The sequence below is a fragment of the Methylosinus sp. R-45379 genome (assembly GCF_001644125.1).
Classification (GTDB): domain Bacteria; phylum Pseudomonadota; class Alphaproteobacteria; order Rhizobiales; family Beijerinckiaceae; genus Methylosinus.
Map to the genome: position 1 here is coordinate 166,287 of NZ_LUUM01000309.1, position 24,530 is coordinate 190,816.

The 24,530-nt window shown below is 65.4% G+C and carries 24 protein-coding genes; 3 read left to right on the plus strand and 21 right to left on the minus strand.

Annotated features, from left to right (window positions below):
• Positions 1-6: 6 nt before the first annotated feature.
• The 5 genes from A1351_RS22970 to dapD form a co-directional block, all read right to left on the minus strand.
• Positions 7-555, minus strand: a complete 549-nt coding sequence (locus A1351_RS22970; protein ID WP_024878455.1) for an alpha/beta hydrolase — start codon at positions 553-555, stop codon at positions 7-9.
• A 134-nt stretch (positions 556-689) separates the two neighbouring features.
• Complete coding sequence (locus A1351_RS22975) at positions 690-2,372, minus strand: lysine--tRNA ligase (protein ID WP_064034019.1); 1,683 nt, start codon at positions 2,370-2,372, stop codon at positions 690-692.
• A gap of 94 nt (positions 2,373-2,466) precedes the next feature.
• A complete protein-coding gene (locus A1351_RS22980; RefSeq protein ID WP_036308590.1) occupies positions 2,467-2,838 on the minus strand; it encodes a GIY-YIG nuclease family protein in 372 nt (123 codons plus the stop codon).
• Positions 2,839-2,919: 81 nt separating this feature from the next.
• Complete coding sequence (locus tag A1351_RS22985; RefSeq protein WP_024878458.1) at positions 2,920-3,399, minus strand: hypothetical protein; 480 nt, start codon at positions 3,397-3,399, stop codon at positions 2,920-2,922.
• Complete coding sequence (gene dapD, locus A1351_RS22990) at positions 3,399-4,256, minus strand: 2,3,4,5-tetrahydropyridine-2,6-dicarboxylate N-succinyltransferase (protein ID WP_024878459.1); 858 nt, start codon at positions 4,254-4,256, stop codon at positions 3,399-3,401. Before dapD ends, A1351_RS22985 begins: the two co-directional genes overlap by 1 nt.
• A gap of 259 nt (positions 4,257-4,515) precedes the next feature.
• On the opposite strand from dapD, the gene A1351_RS22995 reads away from it, so the two are divergent.
• On the plus strand, positions 4,516-5,199 hold the full coding sequence (locus A1351_RS22995; RefSeq protein WP_064034020.1) for a pentapeptide repeat-containing protein: 684 nt from the start codon (positions 4,516-4,518) through the stop codon (positions 5,197-5,199).
• Here A1351_RS22995 and A1351_RS23000 read toward each other — a convergent pair.
• From A1351_RS23000 to A1351_RS23015, 4 genes are all read right to left on the minus strand, one after another.
• Positions 5,177-5,530 carry a hypothetical protein gene (locus A1351_RS23000; RefSeq protein ID WP_026599994.1) on the minus strand — a complete coding sequence of 118 codons (354 nt, stop codon included), beginning with the start codon at positions 5,528-5,530 and terminating at the stop codon, positions 5,177-5,179. The genes A1351_RS22995 and A1351_RS23000 overlap by 23 nt on opposite strands.
• A 212-nt stretch (positions 5,531-5,742) precedes the next feature.
• On the minus strand, positions 5,743-7,290 hold the full coding sequence (locus A1351_RS23005; RefSeq protein ID WP_064034021.1) for a PepSY domain-containing protein: 1,548 nt from the start codon (positions 7,288-7,290) through the stop codon (positions 5,743-5,745).
• Positions 7,291-7,300: 10 nt separating this feature from the next.
• Complete coding sequence (locus A1351_RS23010) at positions 7,301-9,577, minus strand: TonB-dependent siderophore receptor (protein WP_064034022.1); 2,277 nt, start codon at positions 9,575-9,577, stop codon at positions 7,301-7,303.
• Positions 9,578-9,662: 85 nt separating this feature from the next.
• Complete coding sequence (locus A1351_RS23015) at positions 9,663-10,037, minus strand: hypothetical protein (RefSeq protein ID WP_024878464.1); 375 nt, start codon at positions 10,035-10,037, stop codon at positions 9,663-9,665.
• A 202-nt stretch (positions 10,038-10,239) separates the two neighbouring features.
• On the opposite strand from A1351_RS23015, the gene A1351_RS23020 reads away from it, so the two are divergent.
• Complete coding sequence (locus A1351_RS23020) at positions 10,240-10,473, plus strand: AbrB/MazE/SpoVT family DNA-binding domain-containing protein (protein WP_024878465.1); 234 nt, start codon at positions 10,240-10,242, stop codon at positions 10,471-10,473.
• A gap of 17 nt (positions 10,474-10,490) precedes the next feature.
• Here A1351_RS23020 and A1351_RS23025 read toward each other — a convergent pair whose 3' ends face one another.
• From A1351_RS23025 to rpmH, 6 genes are all read right to left on the minus strand, one after another.
• Entirely contained in the window at positions 10,491-11,225 is a 735-nt protein-coding gene (locus tag A1351_RS23025) for a pyrimidine 5'-nucleotidase (RefSeq protein ID WP_024878466.1), read from the minus strand.
• Between the two features lie 93 nt (positions 11,226-11,318).
• Positions 11,319-12,203, minus strand: coding sequence for an acetylglutamate kinase (argB, locus tag A1351_RS23030; RefSeq protein ID WP_024878467.1), 885 nt, complete (start codon positions 12,201-12,203; stop codon positions 11,319-11,321).
• Between the two features lie 234 nt (positions 12,204-12,437).
• On the minus strand, positions 12,438-13,100 hold the full coding sequence (gene yihA / locus A1351_RS23035; protein ID WP_064034023.1) for a ribosome biogenesis GTP-binding protein YihA/YsxC: 663 nt from the start codon (positions 13,098-13,100) through the stop codon (positions 12,438-12,440).
• A gap of 7 nt (positions 13,101-13,107) precedes the next feature.
• Complete coding sequence (gene yidC, locus A1351_RS23040) at positions 13,108-14,949, minus strand: membrane protein insertase YidC (protein ID WP_064034024.1); 1,842 nt, start codon at positions 14,947-14,949, stop codon at positions 13,108-13,110.
• A gap of 18 nt (positions 14,950-14,967) precedes the next feature.
• The gene (gene rnpA, locus A1351_RS23045) at positions 14,968-15,366 is read right to left on the minus strand and encodes a ribonuclease P protein component (RefSeq protein ID WP_026600001.1); all 399 of its coding nucleotides are present in this window, start codon (positions 15,364-15,366) and stop codon (positions 14,968-14,970) included.
• Positions 15,367-15,402: 36 nt separating this feature from the next.
• Positions 15,403-15,537, minus strand: a complete 135-nt coding sequence (gene rpmH / locus A1351_RS23050) for a 50S ribosomal protein L34 (RefSeq protein WP_024878470.1) — start codon at positions 15,535-15,537, stop codon at positions 15,403-15,405.
• Between the two features lie 597 nt (positions 15,538-16,134).
• Between rpmH and ctrA the strand changes: the two genes are divergently transcribed.
• Positions 16,135-16,836, plus strand: coding sequence for a response regulator transcription factor CtrA (gene ctrA, locus A1351_RS23055; RefSeq protein ID WP_018266958.1), 702 nt, complete (start codon positions 16,135-16,137; stop codon positions 16,834-16,836).
• 87 nt (positions 16,837-16,923) lie between these two features.
• On the opposite strand, the gene A1351_RS23060 is transcribed toward ctrA, so the two are convergent.
• The 6 genes from A1351_RS23060 to A1351_RS23090 form a co-directional block, all read right to left on the minus strand.
• Positions 16,924-17,763 carry a protein-glutamate O-methyltransferase CheR gene (locus tag A1351_RS23060; protein ID WP_064034043.1) on the minus strand — a complete coding sequence of 280 codons (840 nt, stop codon included), beginning with the start codon at positions 17,761-17,763 and terminating at the stop codon, positions 16,924-16,926.
• A gap of 116 nt (positions 17,764-17,879) precedes the next feature.
• A complete protein-coding gene (locus tag A1351_RS23065) occupies positions 17,880-18,245 on the minus strand; it encodes a response regulator (protein ID WP_024878472.1) in 366 nt (121 codons plus the stop codon).
• Positions 18,245-18,787, minus strand: a complete 543-nt coding sequence (locus A1351_RS23070; RefSeq protein WP_026600003.1) for a chemotaxis protein CheW — start codon at positions 18,785-18,787, stop codon at positions 18,245-18,247. Before A1351_RS23070 ends, A1351_RS23065 begins: the two co-directional genes overlap by 1 nt.
• Positions 18,784-21,336, minus strand: coding sequence for a hybrid sensor histidine kinase/response regulator (locus A1351_RS23075; protein ID WP_026600004.1), 2,553 nt, complete (start codon positions 21,334-21,336; stop codon positions 18,784-18,786). The genes A1351_RS23070 and A1351_RS23075 overlap by 4 nt, the downstream gene beginning before the upstream one ends.
• 109 nt (positions 21,337-21,445) lie before the next feature.
• Positions 21,446-22,135 carry a histidine phosphotransferase ChpT gene (chpT, locus tag A1351_RS23080; protein ID WP_024878475.1) on the minus strand — a complete coding sequence of 230 codons (690 nt, stop codon included), beginning with the start codon at positions 22,133-22,135 and terminating at the stop codon, positions 21,446-21,448.
• A 261-nt stretch (positions 22,136-22,396) separates the two neighbouring features.
• Positions 22,397-24,523: a TonB-dependent receptor gene (locus A1351_RS23090; protein ID WP_024878477.1), complete on the minus strand. Its 2,127-nt coding sequence runs from the start codon at positions 24,521-24,523 to the stop codon at positions 22,397-22,399.
• Between the last annotated feature and the right edge of the window lie 7 nt (positions 24,524-24,530).

The window sequence follows — 24,530 nt, forward strand, 5'->3', positions numbered from 1 at the left end:
CGCGTTCTACAGCTTGGAAAGAAAGCCCGCGAAACGCAGCGAGCCCTCCGGCCAAGGCCCATGGCCGCTATCGGCGTTGATATGCCCGGCTGCGCCGGCGTCGACCAGTTCCGCGCCTATGTCCTGCGCCAATGTCCTCGAGAACTCCGCCTCGGCATAAGGATCGTCGGAGCTGGCGACGAGAAGCGTCGGAAAGCGCAGCCGCTCGCGCGGAATCGGCAGAAAGGCGGGATCGATCGCCGTTAGCTCGGCAATCGCGCGCTCGGAGGGCGGCGCGACGAGGAAGCCGGCGGCGATCTTGTCGCTCGCGCGCGCGGCGACATGCAGCGCCGCTATGCCGCCGAGCGAATGCGTGACCAGCACCACGGGGCGCGTCGCCGCGGCGATCTCGCGCTCTATGCTCTCGATCCATTCGGGAAAACGCGGCGCGTCGAAATCCGCCTGCGCCACGCAGCGCGCGGTGGAGAGCTTCTTCGCCCAGCGCGTCTGCCAATGCTCGAGGCCGGAGCCGCCGAGCCCCGGCAGGATCAGAATGTCCGCATCCGCAGCGCGCATGTTCGTCGCTCCTGTTCCATTGCTCTAGGACATCGTCATCGCGAGGAGCGAAGCGACGAAGCGATCCAGGGGCCGCCTCACGGCTTTTGGATTGCTTCGCTTCGCTCGCAATGACGGCCGAAGCCAGCGGCGGCCTAAGCGGCCTTCGTCAACTCCCCGGCGAGCGCCTTGGCGATGAGGCAGCGCGTCTCCTCCACGCCGAACAGCGCGACGAAGGAGCCGAAGCGCGGGCCGCGGCTCTCGCCGAGAAGAACCTCATAGAGCATGTTGAAGAAGTCGTTCGACACGCCCGGCCGCTCCGGCGTCGCGCCTTTCGCCTTCAAATCCTGATAGCGCGGCACGGCGCGCGCGACATCATAGAGCGCGGTCTGAATATCCTCGGCGCTGGCGTCCTTCGGCAGCGACGCCAGCGTCTCCGAAAGAGTCGTCAGCACGTCGCGCTCCACATCGTCGGCCGCGCGATATTTTTTCGCCGGCCGCACGAAATCGCGAAAGTAAGCGACTGCATAGCCGACGAGCTTATCGAGGCGCGGATGATTCTGCGGCGACACATTCGGCGCATAGCGGCGCAGAAAGCCCCACAGCACCGACGAATCTTCGGCGTTGGCGACGGTCGCCAGATTGAGCAGCATGGAGAAGGAGATCGTCGTCCCCTTGGCGTCGCCGTCATGGGCGAGCGTCTCCGGCGCCGGCGGCGCGCCGAAGTGAATGTGCCACGCCGGATTGCCGAGCCGCTCCTTCCACGCCTGTCGCTGATAGGCCTCGAGGAAGGAGAGGTAATCGTCGACATTGCGCGGAATGACGTCGAAATAGAGCTTCTTCGCCGCGCTCGGCTTTTGAAACATGAATTGCGCGAGGCTCTCGGGGCTGGCGTAGGTCAGCCACTCCTCGATCGTCAGACCATTGCCCTTGGACTTGGAAATCTTCTGGCCCTTCTCGTCGAGGAAGAGCTCGTAATTGAAGCCCTCCGGCGGCCGCCCGCCGAGCGCGCGCACGATGGCGCTCGACAACTTCACCGAGTCGATGAGGTCCTTGCCGGCCATTTCGTAATCGACAGAGAGCGCATACCAGCGCATCGCCCAGTCCGGCTTCCATTGCAGCTTGCAATGGCCGCCGGTGACGGGCGTGACGAAGGCTTCGCCGCTCTCGGGATCGCGCCAGGAGATCGTCCCCGCCGCGGCGTCGATGGAATCGAGCGGAACCTGCATGACGATTCCCGTATGCGGGTGAACCGGCAGGAAGGGGGAATATGTCGCCGCGCGCTCCTCGCGGAACGTCGGCAGCATGATCTTCATCACCTCCTCATAGCGCGCCAGCATATGCAGCAGCGCCGCGTCGAAGCGGCCGGAGGTGTAATAGTCCGTCGAGGAGGCGAATTCGTATCGGAAGCCGAAAGCGTCGAGAAAGGCGCGCAGCCGCGCATTGTTGTGCGCGCCGAAGCTCTCATGCGTGCCGAACGGGTCCGGCACCTTGGTCAGCGGCTTGCCGAGATGGGCGCGGACCAGCTCCTTATTGGGGATGTTGTCGGGCACTTTGCGCAGCCCGTCCATATCGTCCGAAAAGGCGAGCAGGCGCGTCTCGATCTTTCCCTCGGTCAGCACCTCGAAGGCGTGGCGCACCATGGAGGTGCGCGCCACCTCGCCGAAGGTGCCGATATGCGGCAGGCCGGAGGGGCCGTAGCCGGTCTCGAACAGAACTTTGGTCTGGCCGGTCTCGGCCACACGTTTGACGAGCTTGCGCGCCTCTTCGAACGGCCAGGCCGGCGAGACGCGGGCGGCTTCGAGGAGATCGGCGGGCAAGGGCTCGGACGTGGGCATGATGCGGCTTTTGTTGCGGTTGCGAAGAGGGGCGCACACTATGGGCGCCGGGCGGAGGCGTCAACGCGGTGGGGGCTTTGGCCTGCCCGAACCTTCAAGTCCCCTCACCCTGAGGAGCCTGCGTAGCAGGCGTCTCGAAGGGCGAGGGGCCGCCGCAGTCTCGACGTTCCTTCTTTCCGCGGCGAGCGGCCAAGCCAGGAAGAGCGTCATAATCTCCGCGGATCAGCGCTTCCTTCTTGGCCCGGCTCCAGCCCTTGATGCGCCGTTCAGTCGCAATCGCTTCCGTCAGGCGTTCGAAATGCGCCGACCAGAGAAGGCGAACCGGCCGGCGCGTCGCCGTGAACCCTTCATGGATTCCCTGATTGTGCTCGCTGACGCGCTCGTCGACGTTCTTGCGAGTCAGGCCGGTGTAATATGCGCCATCAGCGCAGAGCAGCATGTAGACTGTTGCCCCTTCGATCGGCATCGCAGCCCTCATGCTTCGAGACGGCGGCTTCGCCGCCTCCTCAGCATGAGGGCTGCTTATTGTTGCTGCAAGGTGAAACCGTCACTTCCCGCCCTCTCTCACCCCCAGCGCATACCCCGTCCACAGCGCGACCGCGGCGAGCGCGAGATCGGTGAGCGCCACGGGCCAATAGGGCATCACCTCGGCGACGCGCGGCTGCAGCCAGTGCATGGCGCCCGCCACCAGAAGGGCGAAGGGAAGCAGGCCGGCGAAGACGAGCGGCGCCGGCCGGCCGAGCGCGCGGAAGCGCTTGGCCGAGAGATTGACGAAGCTCACCGCGATCAGCAGCACGGCGAGCGAATAGAGCGCGAGATAGGCGTAGGCGACCACCGTCTGCCAGACGAAGAACGGGTCCTTCGACAGATCGTGATCCGTGTAGGGGAAGAGCGCCAGCCAGATCAGCGTCAGCGGGACGAGGATCGCCAGAAGGCCCGCGACGCCGCAGCGCCAGCCGGCGCGGTCGAGGCTTCCCTCCTCCGTGCGATAGAGGAAGCTCAGGCGCTCGCGCGAGGGCAGCTCCATCAGTCCCTCAGCAGCTCGTTGATCGCCGTCTTGCCGCGCGTCTGCGCGTCCACCGTCTTGACGATGACGGCGCAATAGAGCGACGGCCCGGCCGAGCCGTCCGGCAGCGGCTTGCCCGGCAGATTGCCCGACACCACGACCGAATAGGGCGGCACATAGCCGATGTGAATCTGGCCGGTGGCGCGGTCGATCACCTTGGTCGAGGCGCCGATGAAGACGCCCATGGAAATCACCGAGCCTTGGCCGATGACGACGCCTTCGACGATCTCCGAGCGCGCGCCGATGAAGCAGTCGTCCTCGATAATGGTGGGGCCGGCCTGCAGCGGCTCCAGCACGCCGCCAATGCCGACGCCGCCGGAAAGATGCACATTCTTGCCGATCTGCGCGCAGGAGCCGACCGTGGCCCAGGTGTCGACCATGGTCCCCGCGTCCACATGGGCGCCGAGATTGACGAAGGAGGGCATGAGGATCACGCCCGGCGCCACGAAGGCCGAGTGACGCACGATCGCGCCCGGCACGGAGCGGAAGCCCGCCGCCTTATGCTCGGCCGCGCCCCAGCCGACGAATTTGGAGGGAACCTTGTCCCACCAGCTCGCGCCGCCGGGACCACCCTCGATCACGCTCATATCGTTGAGGCGGAAGGAGAGGAGGACCGCCTTCTTCAGCCATTGATTGACCTTCCAGGAGCCGGGGCCGGTCGCGCCCTCGACCTTCTCGGCGACGCGCAGCTTGCCCGAATCGAGCAGACGCAGCGCGCTCTCGACCGCGTGGCGAATGTCGCCCTGCGTGGAGGCGTCGATATTGGCCCTGTCTTCGAAGGCGGTGGTGATGAGGTTCTCGAGACCAGTGTGCGGCATGAAATTGTCTAGCTCCGAGACGGCGCGGGCAGGCGGCCCGTGGAAAGGGTCAGGGCTATAGGCGGCAAGGCCGCCGCCCTGTCAATCGCGGAAATAGGGGCCGATCGCCGCGCCGGCGGCGGGACGTCTTTCCCGCCCGCAGCGCATTCTTTCCCGCGGCCGCGGGGGCGTGGCGGGGGTAGGCTCGCCCGCCGTCGCCACAGAAGCGATGCAGAGCGAGGGAGCCTTCATAATGTCCTCGGCCCGAGCGAGACGCCTTTTGGCCGCCGTCCTCCTGATTCTCGCGCCGCTGGCGGCCGCGGCGGCGGACCGAAGCCGCGCCGATATAGAGAGACTGATCGTCGCCTCCGCCGGAAAGCCGGTGGCGCTCACCGATCTAGACCTTTCCGGCCTCGATCTCTCGGGGCTCGATCTTCGGCGCGCCGATCTCTTCGCCACCCGGCTCGCTGGGGCGAAGCTCGTCGGCGCGCGGCTCGGCGAGGCCAATCTCACCCGCGCCGATCTGCGCGAGGCCGATCTGTCGGGCGCCGATCTTTCCGGCGCGATTCTCTATGCGGCTATTCTCGACGAGGCGGATTTTTCCGGCGCCGATCTGACGCGCGCCCGCATCATCGGCGGCGGCCGCGGCGCGCGCTTCGTGAAGGCGAAGCTCGTCGAGGCCGATCTCGGCGCCGATCCGGCCAATCAGGGCATGGTCCCGGTGCGCGCCGATCTGACCGCCGCGATTTTCGACGGCGCCGATCTGACCGGCGCCAATCTCACCCATGCGGTCTTGACCTCGGCGCGCTTTGCCGGCGCGAGCCTACGCAATGCGCGGCTCGATCACGCCAAGCTCGGCGACGCCGATCTCTCGGGCGCCGATGTCACAGGCGCGAGCTTCCACGGCGCCGATCTCGACAGCGCGCGGCTGCCGGCGGCGCCTATTTTGGAGCGAGGGCGCTGAGCTGCGCTTCGAGCGCGGCGAGGCGGTCGATGTCGAGTCCGGCGGCCGGAGCGCCGTCCCTCAGCCGGGCGATGAGCGTCGCGGCGAGGACGCAAAGCGCCGTTCTCGTCTCCTCCGATTGGGCGTCGATGATTTCAGCGACGGCGATTTGCATTCCGATCGAACGCGGTCGCGGCTCCAGCTCGGCGATCTCCCTCTTGGCGAAGGCTGAAAGTCCAGACTTCAGGGCGTCATAGCCGTCGATGACGGCCGCGCCCGCCGCGCCTTTGGCCGCCGCCTCCGCCGCGAGGCCGAACGTTCCCACCACGACGGCGCCAATCGAATCGACCATGGCTCGCTCCCCAAACCATCGAAAAGGCTTCGAGGCGGCTTCAATTCGTCGAAGCGCGACCTCGCTGACCGATTACGCAAATGACGTTCCATGTCGGTAGGCTCGGTCGGTGGGCTGGGTCGGCGGCTCGCCCGCCCGGCCCCGCGGGATCAGCCCGCCGCCAGCCCGCGGCGCTCCTCATGGCCGGGCGTCAGGCGTCACCAGCGCGGTGGTCATGCGCGGCTCGATCGCGCCAAGCTCGGCGACGCCGATCGCGCCAGCGCCCGGCGCTCGCCGAATTTGCGCTTCAGCCGCCGCCAGCCGATGACGATTCCGGTGACGCTGAGCGCAAAGCCCGCGCCATTGAGCGCCAGCATGAGCGCATCCCACAAGGGCCGCGCCGCGAGCAGCGCGGGCGCGTCCCAGCTGTGCAGAAAGGCGAACAGCCAGCGGCTCGTGCGGCGCCCCGAATCGAGCTTGCCGAGCACGGCGCCCGTATGCGGGTCGATATGCGCCCAGGTTCCCGCAGCGTCGTCGAATTCCAGGCGCAGCACGGGAAGGCGCTTGTCGACATCGCCATGCATGGTGTGCGGCGCGCGCGCGAAATAATAGAAGTCATAAGTCTCCATCACCGTCGCCGCCGTGACTTTCGCGCCGGGCACGAGCCGCGCGCCGAGCCGTTTCAATTCGTCGAATGGCAGCGTGAAGGCGGGCGCGGCGTCGGCCTCTGCGCGCAAGATTCGCGTCGCGCCGCCGGCGCTAAAGCCGACATAATAGCCGGCGCCGTCGATGACGCGCAGCTCGAGCTCGCGCGCCGAGAATCCGTCATCGGCGAATTTCGTCAGCGCTTGCGCGATGGACAGATGGAATCGCTCGGGCGCGAGCGCGCCGCCATAATAGGCTTTGGCGTCGAAGGCCGATTTCGTCTCGAAGATTTTCCAAGGGTTCATCGACATCAGGCCGCTGAACACGAAAGTGATCGCCGTCGCGCCGCCGATGAGGCCGACGATATGGTGCCATTTCATCATGCCTTCGCGATAGGGCGTGCGCGCGCCGGTCTTATAGGGCGCACGAAAGCGCCAGCGCATCACTCCGACGACGAGGCCGGTGAGGGCGAGCACGGTTCCGATGAGCGAGGAATAGACGATGATATCGCGCCAATAGACGTCGAGCCAGCCGCCGCGAAACGGATAGAGCCAATGGATCCAGGCGCCGGCCCAGTTCCAGAGGCGCTCCGTCCGCGTCGCGTCGCGGACCACCTCGCCAGTGACGGAAGAGACATAGAGCAGCGTCGAATCCGCATCGGACATGAAGACGCGGTGCAATGGGCGCAGACCGTCGAGACCTTTGGAATGCGTCCATTGGTCCTCGTCGATGACGCCGTCATAGCTCGCTTCGCCGTCGAGGAAGGTGCGCGCGGCGGCGATGGCGTCCTGCTCTGAAATGCTGGTCACGCGCGCGCCGTCGCTGGCGCGAACCGCCGTGAATTGCGGGCCGCTGTCCTTCGCGCGCCGCTCGAAAATGAAAGTCGGCGCGCCGGCGATGCTGGTGAGGCGGACGGATTGCGGCGCGCCGCCCTCTCCCGTGGCGTCGAAAGCGCGGGAGAGATCGACGCAGCAGCGCGCCGGATCGAGCGGCGGCAGCGCCGCCAGCCGCTCCGATGGCAGCAGCTTCGGATAGCCGACATACATCATGACGACGCCCGAGAAGAACCACATGGCCATGAAGAGACTAAGCCCGATCCCGAGCCAGCGATGAGCGAGATAGAGATATCTCTTCATGTCCGCCTCCTCAGAAGGTCATCTTCAGCGACAATTCGACCGTGCGCGGCTGGCCGAGCCGCAGCAGCGGCCCCGAGCCGCCCGTCGCCCATTCGACATAAGCGGCGTCGGTCATGTTCTTCAGCATGGCGGTCAGCTTCGCATTGGGCGTTATGCGCCAGGAGAGGCCGGCGTCGAAAGTCGTATAGGCCGGTATGCGCATGGTGTTGGCGTTGTCGGCGAAGCGATCGCCGACGAAGCGCGTCGCGAAGGTCGCCTGCCAATCGGGCAGGAAATCCCAGGTGATCCAGCCATTGGCGATCCAGCGCGCCATATTGGTCGGCCGATTGCCGGCGCGCGACACGCGCATCGTCGTTCCAGCGATCGTCGCCGCCTCCTCGAAGGTCTCGAATTTCGGATTGATCCAGGCGGCGTTGCCCTGCACGCTGAGATTATCCAACACCTGCACGCCGACATTGGCCTCTATGCCATTCGACGATTGCTTGCCGACATTGACGACATTGTTCGGATTGGCGGGATCGGAAGTGGTGACATTGTTGCGCTCGATGAAATAGCCGGCGAGAGTCGCCGAGCCCTTGCCCTCCCAGAAATCGAGCTTCGTTCCCGCCTCGACCTGCCAGCCGGTGGTGAGCTCGAAATTGCGCACGCCGCCGGCGTTGTTGGTGAGCAGAATGCCGGACGGCGGATCGGCCGCCGTGCTGTAGGAGACATAGACATTGGCCTCCTTGGTCACGTCGTACATCAGCGCGGCGCGCCAGGTGATCGGCTCATAGCCTTTGCCGAAATAGGCCGGATCGCCGAAAGGATTGGAGGCGCTCGGCGCGGTGGGAATGCGGTAGTTGAAGCGCTCGAGGCTGATCTTCTCCCAGCGCAGGCCGGTGACGAGATGAAGCTGCGGCGTCAGCGACAGGCGATTCTCGGCGAAGAGCGCGAGCGTGTAGAGCTTGCTGCGCGCGCCGCCCACATAGCTCGTGGCGCTCGGATTGTCCTGATAGAGCTTATAGGCCGAATAGCCATAGGGCTCGACCGTGTCGACGGCCAGCCCCGATTCGAGGCTTCCATTGCGCGTCTGCTGATTGAGCGAAAAGTCTATGCCCGCGACCGTTTTCGACTCGAGGCCGAACAGGGTCGTCGTGTTCGTCGCCTCCAGCCGATCGCCTATGAGGCTCTGAATATGGCGCGTCGCCAGCGACGAGCTGCGGTCGATCAGCGTGTTGGTCGCATTGTAGCGATAGGATTCGACGTTTTGATATTGCCGGTCGGCGCGATAGAGATAGAAGGTGTTTTTAAAGCTCGTCTCCTCGTCGAGCTTGTATTCCGTAATGTCGCGCGCCCACAACACCTGCTGGTCGAAGACCGGCTTCAGGCTGTTGTAATTTTTGAAGCGCACGCCGGGATCGAATTTGAGATCGAGAACCGGCAGGCCGAAGGTTCCCCAGGGAATCGTGCCCGTTCCGCCGAGCGGACGCGGCACCGGCGTGCCCCAATAGGCGTCGCGCTGCTCGCTCTGAAACTCCACCGCGACCGTGTTGGAGAGGCCGGGCGCGATATCGGTTAGCCAGGAGATGGAGCCGGCGCCGGAATTATGGTTGGAATCCTCGACCCAGCCTTGCGAGCCTTTGTAGCTCAGATCGAATTGCAGCCAATTATTCTCGTCGAGCTGCTTGTTGAGACCATAGGAGGCGCGGCGGTTGAACCACATGCCGCCCATCAGCAGCGCCTCATTGCGCTCCTCGCCGCGCGTGGCGACCTTGCTGACGTAATTCACCGCGCCGCCGACGGCGCCCTGGCCGTAGAGATAGGAGGAGGCGCCGCCGAGAAGCTCGATGCGGTCATAGAGCCAGCTGTCGACGGGACGTCCGGCGATGGCGTCATATTGCACGCTGATGCCGTTGAACATCTGCGTCACCGATGTGGCGCCGAAGCCGCGCAGGCTGATCGCGCCGGCCGCGCCCGGCGGATCGGAGGCGATGACGCCGGGCATGCGCTGAATGACTTCCTGCGTCGTCTGTGCGCCGCGCGCCTCGATCGTCGCGCGATCGACGATGGAGACGGAGGAGGGCGTCTCGCGCGGCGTCAGGCCGAGGCGGCTGCCGGTCTGCGAGGTGACATCGAGCTGCAGCTTGCCATTCGGCGGTTGCAGCTTTCCGCGCGAGGGGCCGGCGGCGGGGCGCTGCTCGCCGGAGATGTCGATGGCGGGCAGGGCTTCCTGCGCTGCGGCGGATGAAAAGACGACGAAAGACAGCGCGGCGGCGGATGCGCCGCGCATGAGGGCGTTGCGAGACATAGGCAAAGACTCCTGGCGCGACGCGTCGAACGCGCGCGCGATTCCGATGGTGATATGCGGCGAGACGGCCGCGATTCGTTTCGGATCAGGAGAAGGAGGGCGGCGCGCGCGACGACCAGCTGCTGGCCCAGCCGAGCGGCGTCGAGAGCTTTGCGGCGTCCGTGCTGCGCGGCGGCGCGTGCGAATGCAGATCGGCCGCCAGCACGATCGTTGCGGCGTTCCAGATCGCTGCGACGATCGACGCCGCGCTGCGCGCGCCGAGCATGCACAACACGCAATGTTCGCAGGAGGAGTGATCGCCCGACGGACGTTCGCCGCTTTGTCTATTGCAGAGCTCGGACGTCGTCGCATGAGCTTCGGTCCAGCCGGCGACGTCTCGTGTCTGTTCGGCGAGCGTCGGGCCTGCGGCGGCGATGAAACCCTGCAGCATGAGCAGGCAGGCGAGTGCGCGCGCGATCACGCTCGCTCCGAAACGCCGATGTGCCCCCGCTCGCATCATTGGCGCATTGAAGAGAGCGCGCGCGCTACAGTCAAGGCAATGGTAGAAAGAATGCGCGTTCGTTGCGAAAATGTGACAGTTTCTGAACGGGATGGGAAATCGGCATCGACGATGCGCCGCCCCGGTCGTCGGTTTCTAAGATGCAGATACGCGAGGTTTCCCGATGCGAGCGATCGTCGAAAAATGGGGCGACTCCGCGGCTGTGCGCATACCCTCGGCCGTTGTGGAGCAGGCGCGCCTCGAGATCGACCAAGCTGTCCAGGTGCGCGTCGAAGGCGGCCGCGTGGTGATCGAGCCGCTTACGGCGCCCGAATACTCTCTGGATGATCTTCTCGCCGGGGTGACGCCGGAAAACCTGCATGAGGAGGAAAGCTTCGGGCCGCCTGCGGTCCGATGACGACGAAGATCAGGCCTCTACTGGGGTTGTGACGTCGCCGTCAGCCCCTCCAAAAATCCCGCGAGATCATTGGTTGTAAAATCCACATGCGGCTCGCGTCCATGGGCGATCTCCCAGGCTTCGCGCTTCTCCTCATGACCTGCTTCCGGCGTCACCAGCACGGTGGTCATGCCGCGCGCATGGGGGATGACAAGGTTGCGGGCTATATCTTCGAACAGCGCCGAGCGCTTCGGCTCCACGCCATGGCGCTCGAAGAAGCGCTCATAGGCCTCCTCATGCGGCTTGGCGATGAAATCGGCCGCGACAATATCGAACACATCCTCGAAAATATGATCGATGGCGAGCTGCTTCGCCGTGTCGAGCGCATGCTCGCGCGAGCCATTGGTGAGAATGAGCTTGCGGCCCGGCAGCGCCGCGATCGCCGCCGCCAGCGAATGATTGGGCAGCAGCGATGAGCGATCGACGTCATGGACGAATTTCAAGAAAGCATCGGCGTCGACGCCATGCTCGGTCATCAGCCCGCGTAGCGTCGTGCCATATTGCTTGTAGTAATGCTTCTGCAGCGCGCGCGACGACATTCCGTCGAGGCCGAACAGGCGGATCATGAACAGAGTGATCCGATGGTCGATCTTCGGCCAGAGGTCCGATGAGGCGGGATAGAGCGTGTTGTCGAGATCGAAGACCCATGTGTCGACATGGGCGAAGCGATTGGCGATGGTCAGCAGGCGCGGCTGATCGGCGGGCTCTGTCATCGCGCGCTCGTCATCGCGAGCGGAGCGACGCGATCCTGAGCCGTGAGGCGGCTTCCGGATCGTTTCGTCGCCACGCTCGTCGCCATCAGTGCGTCACCTCGTGATCAGCGTGCCGGCGCCATGATCGGTCAAAAGCTCGATCAGCACTGCATGCGGCAGCTTGCCGTCGAGGATGACGACGCCTTCGACGCCGCGCTCGATCGCATACATGCAGGTCTCGACCTTGGGGATCATGCCGCCGGTGATGGTGCCGTCGGCGACGAGGCCCGGAATATCGGAGACTTTCAGCTCCTTGATGAGCTGCTTGTTCTTGTCCAGCACGCCGGGAACGTCGGTGAGGAACAAAAGGCGCTTGGCGCCGAGCGCGCCGGCGATGGCGCCGGCGAAAGTGTCGGCGTTGATGTTGTAGGTCTCGCCGTCGAGGCCCTGCGCGACGGGCGCGAGCACGGGGATCAGCTCGCGGCCGAGCACCTGGTCCAGCACTGTGGTGTCGACCTTGGCCACTTCGCCGACGAAGCCGAGATCGATCGCCTTGCCGTCCTCGTGATTGGGGCGCGCGAGCTTTTCGGCCGTCACCATGCGGCCGTCCTTGCCGCAGAGGCCGATGGCGCGGCCGCCTTCGGAATTGATGAAGCCGACGATCTGCTTGTTGATATAGCCGGCGAGCACCATCTCGACGATTTCCATCGTCGCCTTGTCGGTGACGCGCAGCCCATCGGCGAATTCGGATTTTATGCCGAGCTTGCCCAGCATGGCGCCGATCTGCGGGCCGCCGCCATGCACGACGACGGGGTTCACGCCCGATTGCTCGAGCAGCACCATGTCGCGGGCGAAGTCGCGCGCGACCTTGTCGTCGCCCATGGCGTGGCCGCCATATTTCACCACGACGGTCGCCTCGTCATAGCGCAGCATATGCGGCAGCGCCTGCATGAGAATACGGGCTTGCTGGAGCGCGCTGTCGGCCGAATCCTCGGTCATGGGTCCGCCTGTGTTGAGAGAACACGCCAATCGAGCGAATGACCGACGCCCCACCTCCCCCTCGATGGGGGAGGCCGAGCGCTGAAGGCGCTCGGGAGGGGGTGACGCCCCGAGTCTCGGGCCTGCACCCCACCCCGTCCGGCTTCGCCGGCCGACCCTCCCCCTGCAAGGGGAGGGTGGGCGCCGCGACGCTTCATTCGAATGAGGTGGTTAGAACCGACGAGGCTGCAATATTCAAGCGTTTCGTTCGGCCAGCAGCCGCGCGATCCCGGCTCGAAGCTCCGCGACGCCATCGCCCGAGCGGGAGGAGGTGACGGCGAGGCGCGGGAAGGCGGCCGGGCGCTTGGCGAGCGCTGCCTCCACCGCGGCGACAGCGGCCTCGCGCTCGGAGACCTTCAGCTCGTCATGCTTCGTCAGCACGATCTGATAGGAGACGGCGGCGCGGTCGAGCAGATCGAACATCTGCTCGTCCAGATCCTTCACGCCGCGGCGGCTGTCGATGAGCACGAAGACGCGGATCAGCGAGGCGCGGCCGCGCAGAAACTCCTCCATCAGCCGCGTCCAATTGGCGATCTTCTCCTTGCCGACGGCGGCGTAGCCATAGCCGGGCATGTCGACGAGACGCAGCGGCTCCGCGCCCGGCGCGGCGCCGAGCGCGAAGAAATTGAGCTGCTGCGTGCGCCCCGGCGTGTTGGAGACGCGCGCCAGCGCCTTGCGGCCGGTAAGGGCGTTGAGCAGGGAGGACTTGCCGACATTGGAGCGGCCGGCGAAGGCGATCTCCGGCGGGCCGATCGGCGGCAGATCGCCGGATTTCGCGCTGGCGAATATGAAATCACACGGGCCGGCGAAGAGCAGCCGGCCCGGTTCCGTGAAATCCTCGTCGCGGGCTTCGTTCAAGGCGCGATCAGGCGGGCTTCTTGAGGAAGGCGAAGGTGTTCTTCAGATTGTCCCACAGCTCGAACTTGACGCCTGCGCGCTTCATGATGACCCATTGCTGCGCCACCGAGAGCACATTGTTCCAGGTCCAATAGATCACCAGGCCGGAGGCGAAGCCGCCCATCGAGAAGGTGAAGATCACCGGCATCCAGCCGAAGGCGATCTTCTGCACCTCGTCGGTCGGCTCCGGGTTCATCTTCATCTGCATCCACATGGAGACGCCCATGACGAGCGGCCAGACGCCGAGCCACAGAAACGAGCCGAATACCGGAATCTGAGTCGGGTCGAAGGGGATGAGGCCGAAGAGGTTGAAGATATTGGTCGGGTCCGGCGCCGAGAGGTCCTTGATCCAGCCATAGAAGGGCGCGTGGCGCATCTCGATCGTGATGACCAGCACCTTGTAGAGCGAGAAGAACACCGGAATCTGCAGCAGCGCGGGCAGGCAGCCGCCGGCCGGATTGACCTTCTCGCGCTTGAACAGCTCCATCTGCTCGCGGCTCAGCGCCTGCTTGTCGTCGCCGTATTTCGCCTTCAGCTCCGCGATCTTGGGCTGAATCGCCTTCATCTTGGCCACGGCCAGATAGCTCTTATTGGCGAGCGGCAGGAAGGCGATCTTGACCAGCACGGTGACGGCCAGAATGGCGAGGCCGAAATTGCCGAGCACATGGAACAGGCCGTCGATGATGCGGAACATCGGCCGGGTGAGGAAGTAGAACCAGCCCCAATCGATGAGCCGGTCGAAGAGCTTGATGCCCTGGCCCTCATAGGCGTCGAGCGTGTCGACGACCTTGGCGCCGGCGAAGATGCGCGAGGCCACGGAGCCGGAGGCGCCCGGCGCGATGGTCAGCGGCGCCTCCACCGTATCGGCCTGATAGGCCTTGGTCGTTCCGGCGCCCGAAGCCGAGAAGCGCGCCACCAGCGTGCGGTCCTGCTGCGGCACCAGCACGGCGGCCCAATATTTCTCGGTGAAGCCGAGCCAGCCGCCGGTCGCCTCGAAAGATTTGGTGGCGTGCGGCTCTTTCTCGACCTTCTCGAACTTCAGCTCCTGCAGGCCGGCCTCGCCCAGCACGCCGACGAAGCCCTCGTGCAGGGCCGCATAGCCGGCGCTCTGCAGAGCGCCGATGCGCGAGACGCGCAGATAGGGATAGAGGGTGACGGAACCCTGGCCGTGATTCTCGACGCTGTCGGTCACGGAGAACATATATTGGTCGTCGACCGCGATCTTGCGCTTGAAGACGAGGCCCTGGCCATTGTCGAAGCTGAGCGTCAAGGGCTGGCCGACGGAGAGCTGATCGTGATCGGCGCTCCACAGCGATTCGCTGTTCGGCAGGGCGGGCGGCGCCTGATCCTTGTCGGAGGCGAGGAAGCCCGATTCGGCGTAATAGGGCTGCGGCGCGTTCTCCGGCGAGAGCAGCACGATGATCGGGCTCTTGGGATCGACGGTCTCGTGATAATTTTTCAGCGAGACATCGTCGATGCGGCCGCCCTTCAACGAGATGGAGCCGGAGATGGAAGGCGTGTCGATGGCGACGCGCTTGCTCTCGGCGAGAGCGGCCTCGCGCGTCTTGGGCGCGGGCTTGGCGGCGGCGGCGGTCTGCTGCGGCTGCGCCTGCCGAGCCGCGGGCGCGGCCTTGTCGGCGGGCTGGGCGGCGACCGGCTTTTGCGGCGCGCCGGGCTTTTGCTGCTGCGCGAGCTGCGCCTCTTTCTGCTGCCGATCGAGCTTGGGAAAGGCGTAGAAAAAATCCCAGCCGCCGATCACCAGCATCGACAGGCCGGCCGCTATGAGGACATTCTTGGTATATTCGTTCATGACGCCTGCGGCCTGTCTTTAGGAGTTGCGCCGGTTCCGGCCCTTCTGGCCGGGCCTGAGCTTGGTCAGCCCATCCACGATCTGCGCCGTCAATTCCGAAAAGGGCGCGGTCAACGCGTCGGGTCGGGCGACGAAGACATAATCATAGCCCGGGAGACCGGAAGCGCCGCAGAGCCGCAGCGCCTCCTTGAGGCGGCGCCGAATGCGGTTGCGACCGACGGCGCCGGAGATCTTCTTCGTCACGGTGAAGCCGAAGCGCGGCGCGTCCATGTCGCCGCCCTCCCGCGCCGCCGCCTGCAGCTTGAAGGCGCGCGCGCCGCGGCTCAGCCCGCTCGCGGCGGCGCGCAAAAATTCGCGCCGCTTGCGCAGGCGTCGCGGTTTGGTCTTCCGCGTTTCGTCTGGGATGTTCTCGCTCACGCCTCCCGTCCTCCCTGGCCGAGAAGCCGGCGAAAATCAGGCGGACAGGCGCTTGCGTCCGCGGGCGCGGCGCGCCGCGAGGACATTGCGGCCGCCGACGGTCGCCATACGGGCGCGAAAGCCGTGACGGCGCTTGCGCACCAATTTGCTGGGTTGATAAGTTCTCTTCACCTTGGGTCTCCGCTCGCTCAGGTCGCCGATCGAAGAGCCGTCATCGCCTCGCGCCGACCGCTCGTCATCGGCTGGCCGCCGCCACGGCCCTCGATCTAATTTTGGTCTCGTAGGGCGCTTTTTTCTCGCCCCTGCGGCTGTCTCTTTTCGCCTTTTTCGCGGGCGCGCAAGCCCCCGCACGAAACGCGTCTCTGCGACGCCGCGCCGGCATATAGGAGAAAGCCCGCGCATAAGTCAATCGTGAGCGCTGCGCGACACGGCCGCGCGGCGAGCTTTCGCGAAGCTTTCGCCGCGGCGTTTGCGTAGCCGCGCGCCGCTTCGCAGGCGGGCGGACGGCTTGTATAAACAGAAGGCCGGTCGATTCGTCTCCCTCGAGAGACGCTGTTCCCGGCGCGTCTCGGCGCTTAGCCGTCGACGATTAAGGTTCTGGTTTGCCGCCGGGCCGAAGGTCAGGGTTTGTTAACCATTACCGCTTAGCGTTTCGACAAATAGATATGGATCTTGGCGGGCGGCCGACGAAGCGCGGCGCATCGTCGACGCTCGGGCGACGCGACGACGTCCGGGGGAAGATTTGGTGGAGCTGGGTGGGGACCGAAAATGCGCGTTTTACTGATAGAGGATGACAGCGCGACCGCTCAAAGCATCGAGCTCATGCTCAAATCCGAGAACTTCAACGTCTATGCGACAGATCTCGGCGAGGAAGGCATAGATCTCGGGAAGCTCTACGATTACGACATCATCCTGCTCGATTTGAATCTGCCCGACATGTCCGGCTACGAGGTGCTGCGCACCTTGCGGGTGGCCAAGGTCAAGACGCCGATTCTGATCCTGTCCGGCCTCGCCGGCATAGAGGACAAGGTGAAGGGTCTGGGCTTCGGCGCTGACGATTATCTGACGAAGCCCTTCCACAAGGACGAGCTGGTGGCGCGCATTCACGCCATTGTTCGCCGCTCGAAGGGCCACGCCCAATCGGTCATCACGACCGGCGATCTCGTCGTCAATCTGGACCAGAAGACGGTCGAGGTCTCCGGCGCCCGCGTGCATCTGACCGGCAAGGAATATCAGATGCTGGAGCTGCTCTCGCTACGCAAGGGCACGACGCTCACCAAGGAGATGTTCCTCAATCATCTCTATGGCGGCATGGACGAGCCGGAGCTCAAGATCATCGACGTGTTCATCTGCAAGCTGCGCAAGAAGCTCGCCAACGCCAGCGACGGCCGCAACTACATAGAGACGGTGTGGGGCCGCGGCTATGTGCTGCGCGAGCCGAGCGAAGCCGACGAGCGCATCACCGCCTGACCCATCGGCGAAGACGGCCGCAAGAATCGAAAAGGGGCTCCCTCGGGAGCCCCTTCGCGCGTTCAGAGGGAAGGCCGCGAGCCGCGCTCACGCGCCGATGGCGGCGAGCGGCCGCGGCGAAGGGCGCGGCAGCAGCAGCCAGGCGGCGTCGCTGGCAGGGGTGAGGCCGCCGATGCGCTCGCCGATCGTCTCGGCCGCGCCGAGGACCAGACATCCATTGTCTGCGAGAGTGTCGCGCAGGCGCGTGAGCACGCGGCTTTTCACCGCAGGCTCGAAATAAATGAGCACATTGCGGCAAAAGACGATGTCGAAGGGCGCCTCGCCCGAGAAGTCATCGAGCAGATTGAGCTTGCGGAAGGCGATATTCGCTCGCAGCTCGTCGCGGATCCGCCAGAGTCCGTCCTTCTGGTCGAAATGGGCCAGCAGCCTGCCGATAGAAAGGCCGCGCTGCGCCTCGAACTGGCTGTAGACGCCGCGCCGCGCCGTCGTCAGCGCGGTCTCCGAAACATCGGTGGCGAGAATCTCGACGCTCCAGCCGGCGAGCGCCTCGCCCATTTCGGCCAGCGCCATGGCGATGGAGTAGGGCTCCTGGCCGGTCGAGCAGGCGGCCGACCAGATGCGCAGGCGCCGCGTCTCGGCGCGCCGCGCCATCAGCTCCGGCAGCCAATCACGCTTCAGCCGCTGAAAGGGGACGCGATCGCGGAAGAAGGAGGTCTCATTATTGGTCATCGCGTCGACGACGCGCTGCAGCAGCGCCTCGTCCTCGCGCCGCTCGATGAGGCGCATCAGCTCGGAGAGGTCGCGGCAGTCCTGCGCGCGCATGATCGGCTCCAGCCGGCTCTGCGCTATATAGAGCTTGTCGGCGCCGAGCGAGACGCCGACGAGCGAGCCGATGAGACGGCGCAGCCGCGCGAAGGCGAGGCTCATCGCGCGCCCTCCGCCATATCCGTCGCGCCCGGCCGAAAATGGCGAGGCTCCGCACATTTCCGCATTTCGCCGTCGCTCCCTGAAGAGAGCGCTCCTGTTCCGTCGCGGCCCGCGCCTCAGATGACGCCTATGTCCTCGAGCTTGGAGCGCACGACATGCTGGTCGAAGGGCTTCATTATGTATTCGTCGGCGCCCGCGTCCATCGCCTGGGCGATATAGCTCGCCTCGTTCTCCGTGGTGCAGAACACCACTTTCGGCCCGGCGCCGCCCGGCATCTTGCGCAGCGCGCGCAGGAACTCGACGCCGTCCATCTCTGGCATGTTCCAGTCGAGCAGGATCGCGTCCGGCATGGATTGCTCACAGGCGACCAGCGCCTTGCGGCCATTCTCCGCCTCCACGGTGGAGAATTGCATCCCTTCGAGAATGCGGCGCGCGACCTTGCGGATGACCGCGGAATCGTCGACGACCAGAATCTGCTTCATCAGTCTACTCCTCGGGATGCGTCTCTCGAATGTCCGTCGCGGCCGCCGCTCTCGCCCGGCCTCGACAGGCGCCTCACCAGCGCCGCTATGTCGAGTATGGGCAGAAAATCGTCGTCGAGCCGGTAGCAGGCGTTGGTGGCGTCGACGAATTGCTGGCCGACATGGGTCGGGCAGAGGATGCGGTCGTCTTCCTCGCAGGTGACGACGTCGCCGGTCTCGTCGATGAGCAGAGCGTAGCGCTCGCCATTGTGCTCGATGCAGACCGCGAGATTCGAATCGGAGTGGTCGCCGTCGTCGATCTCGAGGCAGCGGTCGAGCCGCAGCGCGGTGACGATGCGGCCGCGCAGATTGGCGAGGCCGGCGATCTCGCGCGGGGCCAGCGGAACCGGCGTCACCTGCTCGATATGGAAGATCGTCTTCACGCATTCCACCGGCAGGCCGAAGGTCTGACCGCGCACCTTTATGGTGAAGTTGCGCGACTGCTCCTTGCCCGTATCGCCTTGCCGGCGGCGCCCGTTCGCGTCGCGTTGCGTTTGGGTCATGCGGCGAGCTCCGACATGATGCGCAATTCGAGATCGCGCGGCGCCGTGTCCGTCTTGTCGAGCAGGCGGCCGACGCATTCGATGAGCGCGCGCCGATCGAACTTGCCGGCGACGGCGGCGATGCCGCAGGCCTTGGCCGCCGCGAGCACGCTGGGCGCCGCCTGGGCGGCGAGCGCCACCACCGGCAGCTCGGCGAGGCCGGGCAGCGCATGCAACGCGCGGGCGAAATTATAGCCGTCCATTTCCGGCATGTCGGTATCCGTCACCACCGCCTCGACGGACAGCCCCTTGCGCAGGAAGGAGAGCGCTTCCGGCGCCGAGGCCGCGGTCGTCACGTCATAGCCGGCCGAGCCGAGGATCGGCGCCAGCATGTCGCGGAAGAAGGCCTTGTCGTCCACGAGCAGAATGCGATGCCGCTTGTTGACGCCGCGCGCCACGGCGGCCGGGCAGGCGATGCGCATGAAATAGGTGGCGTCCAAAAACTCGACGATATCGCCGCCGAGCTGGATGGAGCCGAGAATATGCGCCGAGCCGCTCTCTCTCTGGAGATCGAGAATCTCGTCGGTGACGTCGATGATGTCCTCGATCAGCAGGCCCATGGACTGGCCGGCTCCCGACAGCACGAGTATGGGATAGGAGGCGCGGTCGAGCGCCATGTCCGTCGTCGCCGGAATGATCGGCAGCAGGCTGTCGCGATAGGCCATGACGAAGGCGCCGTCCGAGGCGATCAGCCGCTCGCGCGGCACATCCTCTATGCGCAGCACCAGCGACAGAGGCAGCGCCTTCAGCGGGCCGGGGCCGGACTTGACGATGATGATGCGCGTCTTCTCCGTGCGCGGAACGAAGACTTCCGGCGTCGTCGCTTCGGCCGGGCGCTCGGCGAGCCGCTGCAGGCCGGCGTGCTCGAGCAGAGCGGCGGGATCGAGAATCAGCACCACCGAGCCGTCGCCGAGAATTGTCTGGCCCGAGAAGACCCCGAGCCGCGCCACCGCGCTCACCAGCGGCTCGATGACGATCTCCTGCACATCGGCGATCGTCTCCACCAGCAGGCCGAAGCGCGCGCTGCCGATGCGCAGCACGACGACGAAGCCGTCGCGCGTCCTCTCCTGCGCCGGGCGGCCGAGGCCGAGCGTCGCGGCGAGATCGAGCAGAGGCAGCACGTCATTGCGCAGGCGCAGCACCGGCGCGTCATGGATATATTGGATCGCATGCTCGAAGCCGCGGCCGACCCCGACCAGCTCGACCACGGTCATCTGCGGTATGGCGAAGCGCGCGCCATTGGTCGTCAAAATCAGCGCCGGCGTGATGGCGAGCGTCAGTGGAATGCGCAGAGTGACGCAGGCGCCGCGGCCATGGCGCGAGGTCAGCGAGACGGAGCCGCCGATCGACTGAATGTTCTCGCGCACCACATCCATGCCGACGCCGCGGCCGGAGACGCTGGTGACGCCATCGACAGTCGAGAAGCCCGGCGTGAAGACCAGCTCGAACAGCTCGCTGTCGCTGAGCTTGGAGATATCGGCCTCCGAGACGAGCCCGATCGCCAAGGCTTTGGAGCGGATGCGCGAGGCGTCGAGCCCGCGGCCGTCGTCGGCGATGTCGATGATGATCTGGCCGGCGTCATAGGCGGCGCGCACCGAGATGACGCCGGTCTCGCTCTTGCCGATGCGTGCGCGCTCGGCCGGGGATTCGACGCCATGGTCGGCGCAATTGCGAATGATATGGGTGAGCGGCGCCCGGATCAGCTCGATCACCTGCCGGTCCAGCTCCGTGTCCGAGCCTTCCGTCGTGATGACGATCTTCTTGCCGAGATCATGGGCGAGATCGCGCACCTGCCGCGGCAGCGTCGAGAATAGCCGCCCGACCGGCTGCATGCGCGCGCTCATCACCGCATCCTGCAGATCGCTGGTGATGTTGGAGAGCGTCTGCACCGTGCTGCTCATGGCCTCGTCGCCGCCCGCCCAGGCGCTCGACAATTCGAGCAGACGATTGCGGGTGGAGACCAGCTCGGAGACGATGCCCATCAGCCGATCGAGCACATTGACCGAGACGCGGACCGTCTCGCCGATATGGGCGACGCCGGCGGAATGCGTCTCGCCCGGCGTCGCAGCGGCGCGGGAGGCGGGCGCAGCGGCGCCGCTCGCCTCGGCGGGGTCGGGCTCTTCCTCGCCGAGGCGGGAGCGGCGCGTCGCCTCTTCCAGAGCGGCGATGAGATCGTCGTCGTCGCCAGCCGGCTCCTCCTCGGAGCGGCCCATTTCGGCGAGAATATCCTTCAGCCGGTCCACGGCCGCGAAGATCAGCGTGACATGCGAGGCGGTCATCGGCGCGCCGTCGCGCAAAGCGCCGATGAGCGCTTCGGTCGAATGGGTCAGCCGGCCGACGCGCGGCAGCTTCAAGAAGCCGCTGGTGCCTTTGATCGTGTGCACATGGCGGAAGAGGCTGGCGATGAGCGCCTGATCGCCCGGGTCCTTCTCGAGACAGACGAGCTCCATCGTCGCCGCATCAATGTGCTCGGCGGTCTCGACGAGGAAATCGTTGAGAAGTTCATCCATGGCGTCGTTCGTCTCTGGCCGCGTGAGCGGCGTCGACGCCATTCTTGACGCATTCTGGTTAAAAGAACTGAAATCCCCGCGCTCGAGGTCGCCTGGCGCGGAGGCTTCCTCAGGCTTCGAGCGCCGCCGGCGTCTCGATCTCCTCCTCCGCCTGCTCGGCGGAAGGGCGGGCGGTGATGGTCACATGCTCCGGCTGCGTGGAGATCACGACGTCGAGCCCGCTCGCCTTGGCGACGAGGCCGGCGTAATAGGCCTGAATGGCGCGCGCGTCGACGACGCCTTCTTCCGGCTCGCCGGCCAGCAGGCCCGGAATCGCCGCTGCGATGCGGGCGTTCACGCCTTTGGCCTCCAAGGTGAAGGAAATATCGTCGCGCTCGCCGGTGGAGACGACGGAGATGACGCCGCCGCGCGGAATCGCCGCATCGGCGATCAGGCAGAGATTGAGCAGCAGCTTCACCTTATTCTTCGACATCAGCACGCGCGGCACGCTCCATTCGAGCTTGGTGCGTTCGTCGGCGAGCAGCTGGCGCGTCACATGCTCGGCGTCGCCGGTGTCGATCTCGGCGCCCTTGGAGCCGGCGGCGCCGAAGGCGAGGCGGCAGAATTGCAATCGCGCGGAGGCTTCCGCGGCGCTGGATTTGATTAGCGCCAGCGCATGGCCGCGCATCTCGGCGTCCTTCTCCTCCTCCAGCACCTCCAGCCCGTTGACGATGGCGCCGACGGGCGAGATCACGTCATGGCAGACGCGGGAGGAGAGAAGCGCGGCGAGATCGAGGGCGTCGAGCGCGAATTTGGTCATGGGGCCATCCGAAGGAGCCGCCGGATCGCCATGGGTCGGCGCCGGCCAGAGCGGGAACGCGGCCGAAACGAATCACCCGCGCCCCTTTTCCCCATTGGTAGCCGCGCCGCGCCCGCTTGCAAAGCGTCGCCGTCGGGGCCGCCGCGCGGCGAGCCCCGCGAGCCGTTGGAGCGCCATCCAATCCGATCGGATCGCGCTCTCGATTCTCGCGGGGGAGCGAATTCTGATCGATCGAACGATTCCGTTCGATCGGTAAGCGCTCTAGAACGTCGCCTTGGCGCCGAGGAAGAAGCTGCGCCCTGCCTCGGGATAGCCGTCGGTGAAGGTGTAGGCGGTGTCGAACATGTTGCGCACGCCGCCTTCGATCTTGAAGTTCGGATGGAGCTGATATTCGGCGGTGAAATTGGCCAGGAAAAACGCGCCGGTCCGATAATAGATCGTCCCCGCCGTGTTCGAGGTCCAGCGATTGCTGTTCATTTCGACATTGGGCGTCAGCGTCAGCCCTTCGAGCGGCCGCCAGCCGGCATAGAGGAACAGCTTGCCATCCGGCACGCCCGTCGGCTGGAAGTTGAGGATGTAAGGCGCATAGACCGAGCGGCGCATCAGCGTCAGATTGCCGCCCAGCGACAGCTCGTCGGAGGCGCGATAATCGACCGAGACTTCCCCGCCCCAGAAGCTGGCGTCGCCGACATTCTGGCTCTGAGTGACGCTCGCGCCATAGGCGGGCGCCGGCACGGATTGGATCAGATTGCGGACGATGGAGTGGAAGGCGTCCAACTGAATGCGGCTGCCCGGCGCGAATTCGCTCGCCCAGCCGAGATCGAAATTGATCGCGCGCTCCGGCATCAGGCCGGGGTTGGAGGTGGCGCCGCCGAAACGCGAGCTGAAACGCTCGAAGATGGTGGGGAAGCGCTCGCGGTCGGAGACGTTGAAATAGACTTTGTTGGTGTCGCTGTAGCGCCAGATCGCCGCGCCCTGGAAATTGGGGGCCTGCACATCCCGCAGCTGATAGCCGATGACGCCCGTGCCGACCACGAAATCATCTGCCTTGCGCAGATGGCGCCAGTCGTAGGCGAAGCCGCCGACGAGATCGATGTCCTTGGTCGGATGAAAGGTGTTCTCGACCGCGATCGAATAAGTGTCTTCCTGCGTGTAGACGACCGGTTGAGTGAAGCAGATGACGTTTATGACGCATCCGGTCGATTTATTGGCGACATTGACGCCGTAATATTCCTGCCAGGTGGCGTGCTCGTCGAAGCGGTAGTGGCCGGCGATCTTCAGCGTGTCGACCTCGCCGAAATCATGCCCGACCTCTATATCGGCCCCGAGCGCATAATCCTGATAATAGCTGCGGAAGGCTTTGGCCGAGGATTGATAGGCGAGGAAGGGGTCGTTGTAGGAGAAGAGGTCGTTGTCGAACTTGCTCCAATAGGCCTTGGTCTTCACATAGGAGGAATCGCCGATCTTGGTGTTGGACAGGAAATAGAGATTCTGCACGCGCCAATAGGGCCAGCGCCAATAGCGCTGGCTGTTCAGCCCGTCGGTGGTGTGATAGGGCGCGCCCTTCTTGCCGTCCTGGCGGATGAAGCTCAGCGAATATTCGTCGGTGTCATTGGGCGTGTAGCCGGCCTTGGCGTTGAGACTCCAATCATAGGTCCCTGAATTGCCGCGGAAGCCCTCGCCTTGATTATTGGTCGGCGTATAGCTCTCCGGCAGCATCCAGCCGCGCAGATCGCGCCAGGAGCCGCTGAGCTGCAGATAATAATTGTCCTGCTTCGTGCCGAGCAGCGCATAGGTCTTTATGCCCTCATAGCTGCCGTCGCGGCCGAATTCGAGGCCGGTGCGCAGCTCGCCCTCTATCTCCTTTGTCGGCTTGCGCGAGACGAGATTGATCTGGCCGCCCATGCCGCCCGGCCCGTCGAGCACCGAGACATAGCCCTTGGCGATCTGCACCGAGGCGACGTCCGGCGTCATGAAGCGCGCGAAGTCTAGCCGATTGTCGGCTGGCAGATAGACGCGAACGCCGTCGATGGTGAGCGGAACCTGCCAGCGGTCGAAGCCGCGTACATAGATGTTCTGCTCATTGCGCGTGCCGCCTGTCGAATTGCTGACGACGCCGGCCGCGAGATTGACGGCGCGATCGAGCGAGTCGCGCTGGAAGGTCTCGTTCTGGCGGTTGCTGATGGTCACGCCGCCATAGGAGTCGGTTTGCTGCAGCGGCGCCGGGCCGTCGTCCTTTTTCTTGTCCGCCGGCGCGCTCTTGCGCTCGGCGCCGACGTGGATCTCGCCGAGATCGAAAGGTTGCGGCTGCTCGGCGAGCGCCGCGCCGCTTGCGATGAGCGCGGCGACGCTGGCGGCGCCCAAGGGCGCCAGTCTGCTTGATTTCATGGTTCTT

What these genes read in the sequence shown, in the direction of transcription:
- A1351_RS22985 (WP_024878458.1), bottom strand. Translation starts at nt 3,399, where the DNA reads ATGGAGCTGCCCTCGCGCGAGCGCCTGAGCTTCCTCTATCGCACGGAG.
- A1351_RS23020 (WP_024878465.1), top strand. Translation starts at nt 10,240, where the DNA reads ATGCGAGCGATCGTCGAAAAATGGGGCGACTCCGCGGCTGTGCGCATA.
- A1351_RS22970 (WP_024878455.1), bottom strand. Translation starts at nt 555, where the DNA reads ATGCGCGCTGCGGATGCGGACATTCTGATCCTGCCGGGGCTCGGCGGC.
- A1351_RS23090 (WP_024878477.1), bottom strand. Translation starts at nt 24,523, where the DNA reads ATGAAATCAAGCAGACTGGCGCCCTTGGGCGCCGCCAGCGTCGCCGCG.
- A1351_RS23000 (WP_026599994.1), bottom strand. Translation starts at nt 5,530, where the DNA reads ATGGTCGATTCGATTGGCGCCGTCGTGGTGGGAACGTTCGGCCTCGCG.
- yidC (WP_064034024.1), bottom strand. Translation starts at nt 14,949, where the DNA reads ATGAACGAATATACCAAGAATGTCCTCATAGCGGCCGGCCTGTCGATG.
- A1351_RS23070 (WP_026600003.1), bottom strand. Translation starts at nt 18,787, where the DNA reads ATGACCCAAACGCAACGCGACGCGAACGGGCGCCGCCGGCAAGGCGAT.
- A1351_RS23025 (WP_024878466.1), bottom strand. Translation starts at nt 11,225, where the DNA reads ATGACAGAGCCCGCCGATCAGCCGCGCCTGCTGACCATCGCCAATCGC.
- A1351_RS23010 (WP_064034022.1), bottom strand. Translation starts at nt 9,577, where the DNA reads ATGTCTCGCAACGCCCTCATGCGCGGCGCATCCGCCGCCGCGCTGTCT.
- argB (WP_024878467.1), bottom strand. Translation starts at nt 12,203, where the DNA reads ATGACCGAGGATTCGGCCGACAGCGCGCTCCAGCAAGCCCGTATTCTC.
- dapD (WP_024878459.1), bottom strand. Translation starts at nt 4,256, where the DNA reads ATGCCGCACACTGGTCTCGAGAACCTCATCACCACCGCCTTCGAAGAC.
- ctrA (WP_018266958.1), top strand. Translation starts at nt 16,135, where the DNA reads ATGCGCGTTTTACTGATAGAGGATGACAGCGCGACCGCTCAAAGCATC.
- A1351_RS23005 (WP_064034021.1), bottom strand. Translation starts at nt 7,290, where the DNA reads ATGAAGAGATATCTCTATCTCGCTCATCGCTGGCTCGGGATCGGGCTT.
- A1351_RS22980 (WP_036308590.1), bottom strand. Translation starts at nt 2,838, where the DNA reads ATGCCGATCGAAGGGGCAACAGTCTACATGCTGCTCTGCGCTGATGGC.
- chpT (WP_024878475.1), bottom strand. Translation starts at nt 22,135, where the DNA reads ATGACCAAATTCGCGCTCGACGCCCTCGATCTCGCCGCGCTTCTCTCC.
- A1351_RS22975 (WP_064034019.1), bottom strand. Translation starts at nt 2,372, where the DNA reads ATGCCCACGTCCGAGCCCTTGCCCGCCGATCTCCTCGAAGCCGCCCGC.
- A1351_RS23060 (WP_064034043.1), bottom strand. Translation starts at nt 17,763, where the DNA reads ATGAGCCTCGCCTTCGCGCGGCTGCGCCGTCTCATCGGCTCGCTCGTC.
- A1351_RS23075 (WP_026600004.1), bottom strand. Translation starts at nt 21,336, where the DNA reads ATGGATGAACTTCTCAACGATTTCCTCGTCGAGACCGCCGAGCACATT.
- A1351_RS23065 (WP_024878472.1), bottom strand. Translation starts at nt 18,245, where the DNA reads ATGAAGCAGATTCTGGTCGTCGACGATTCCGCGGTCATCCGCAAGGTC.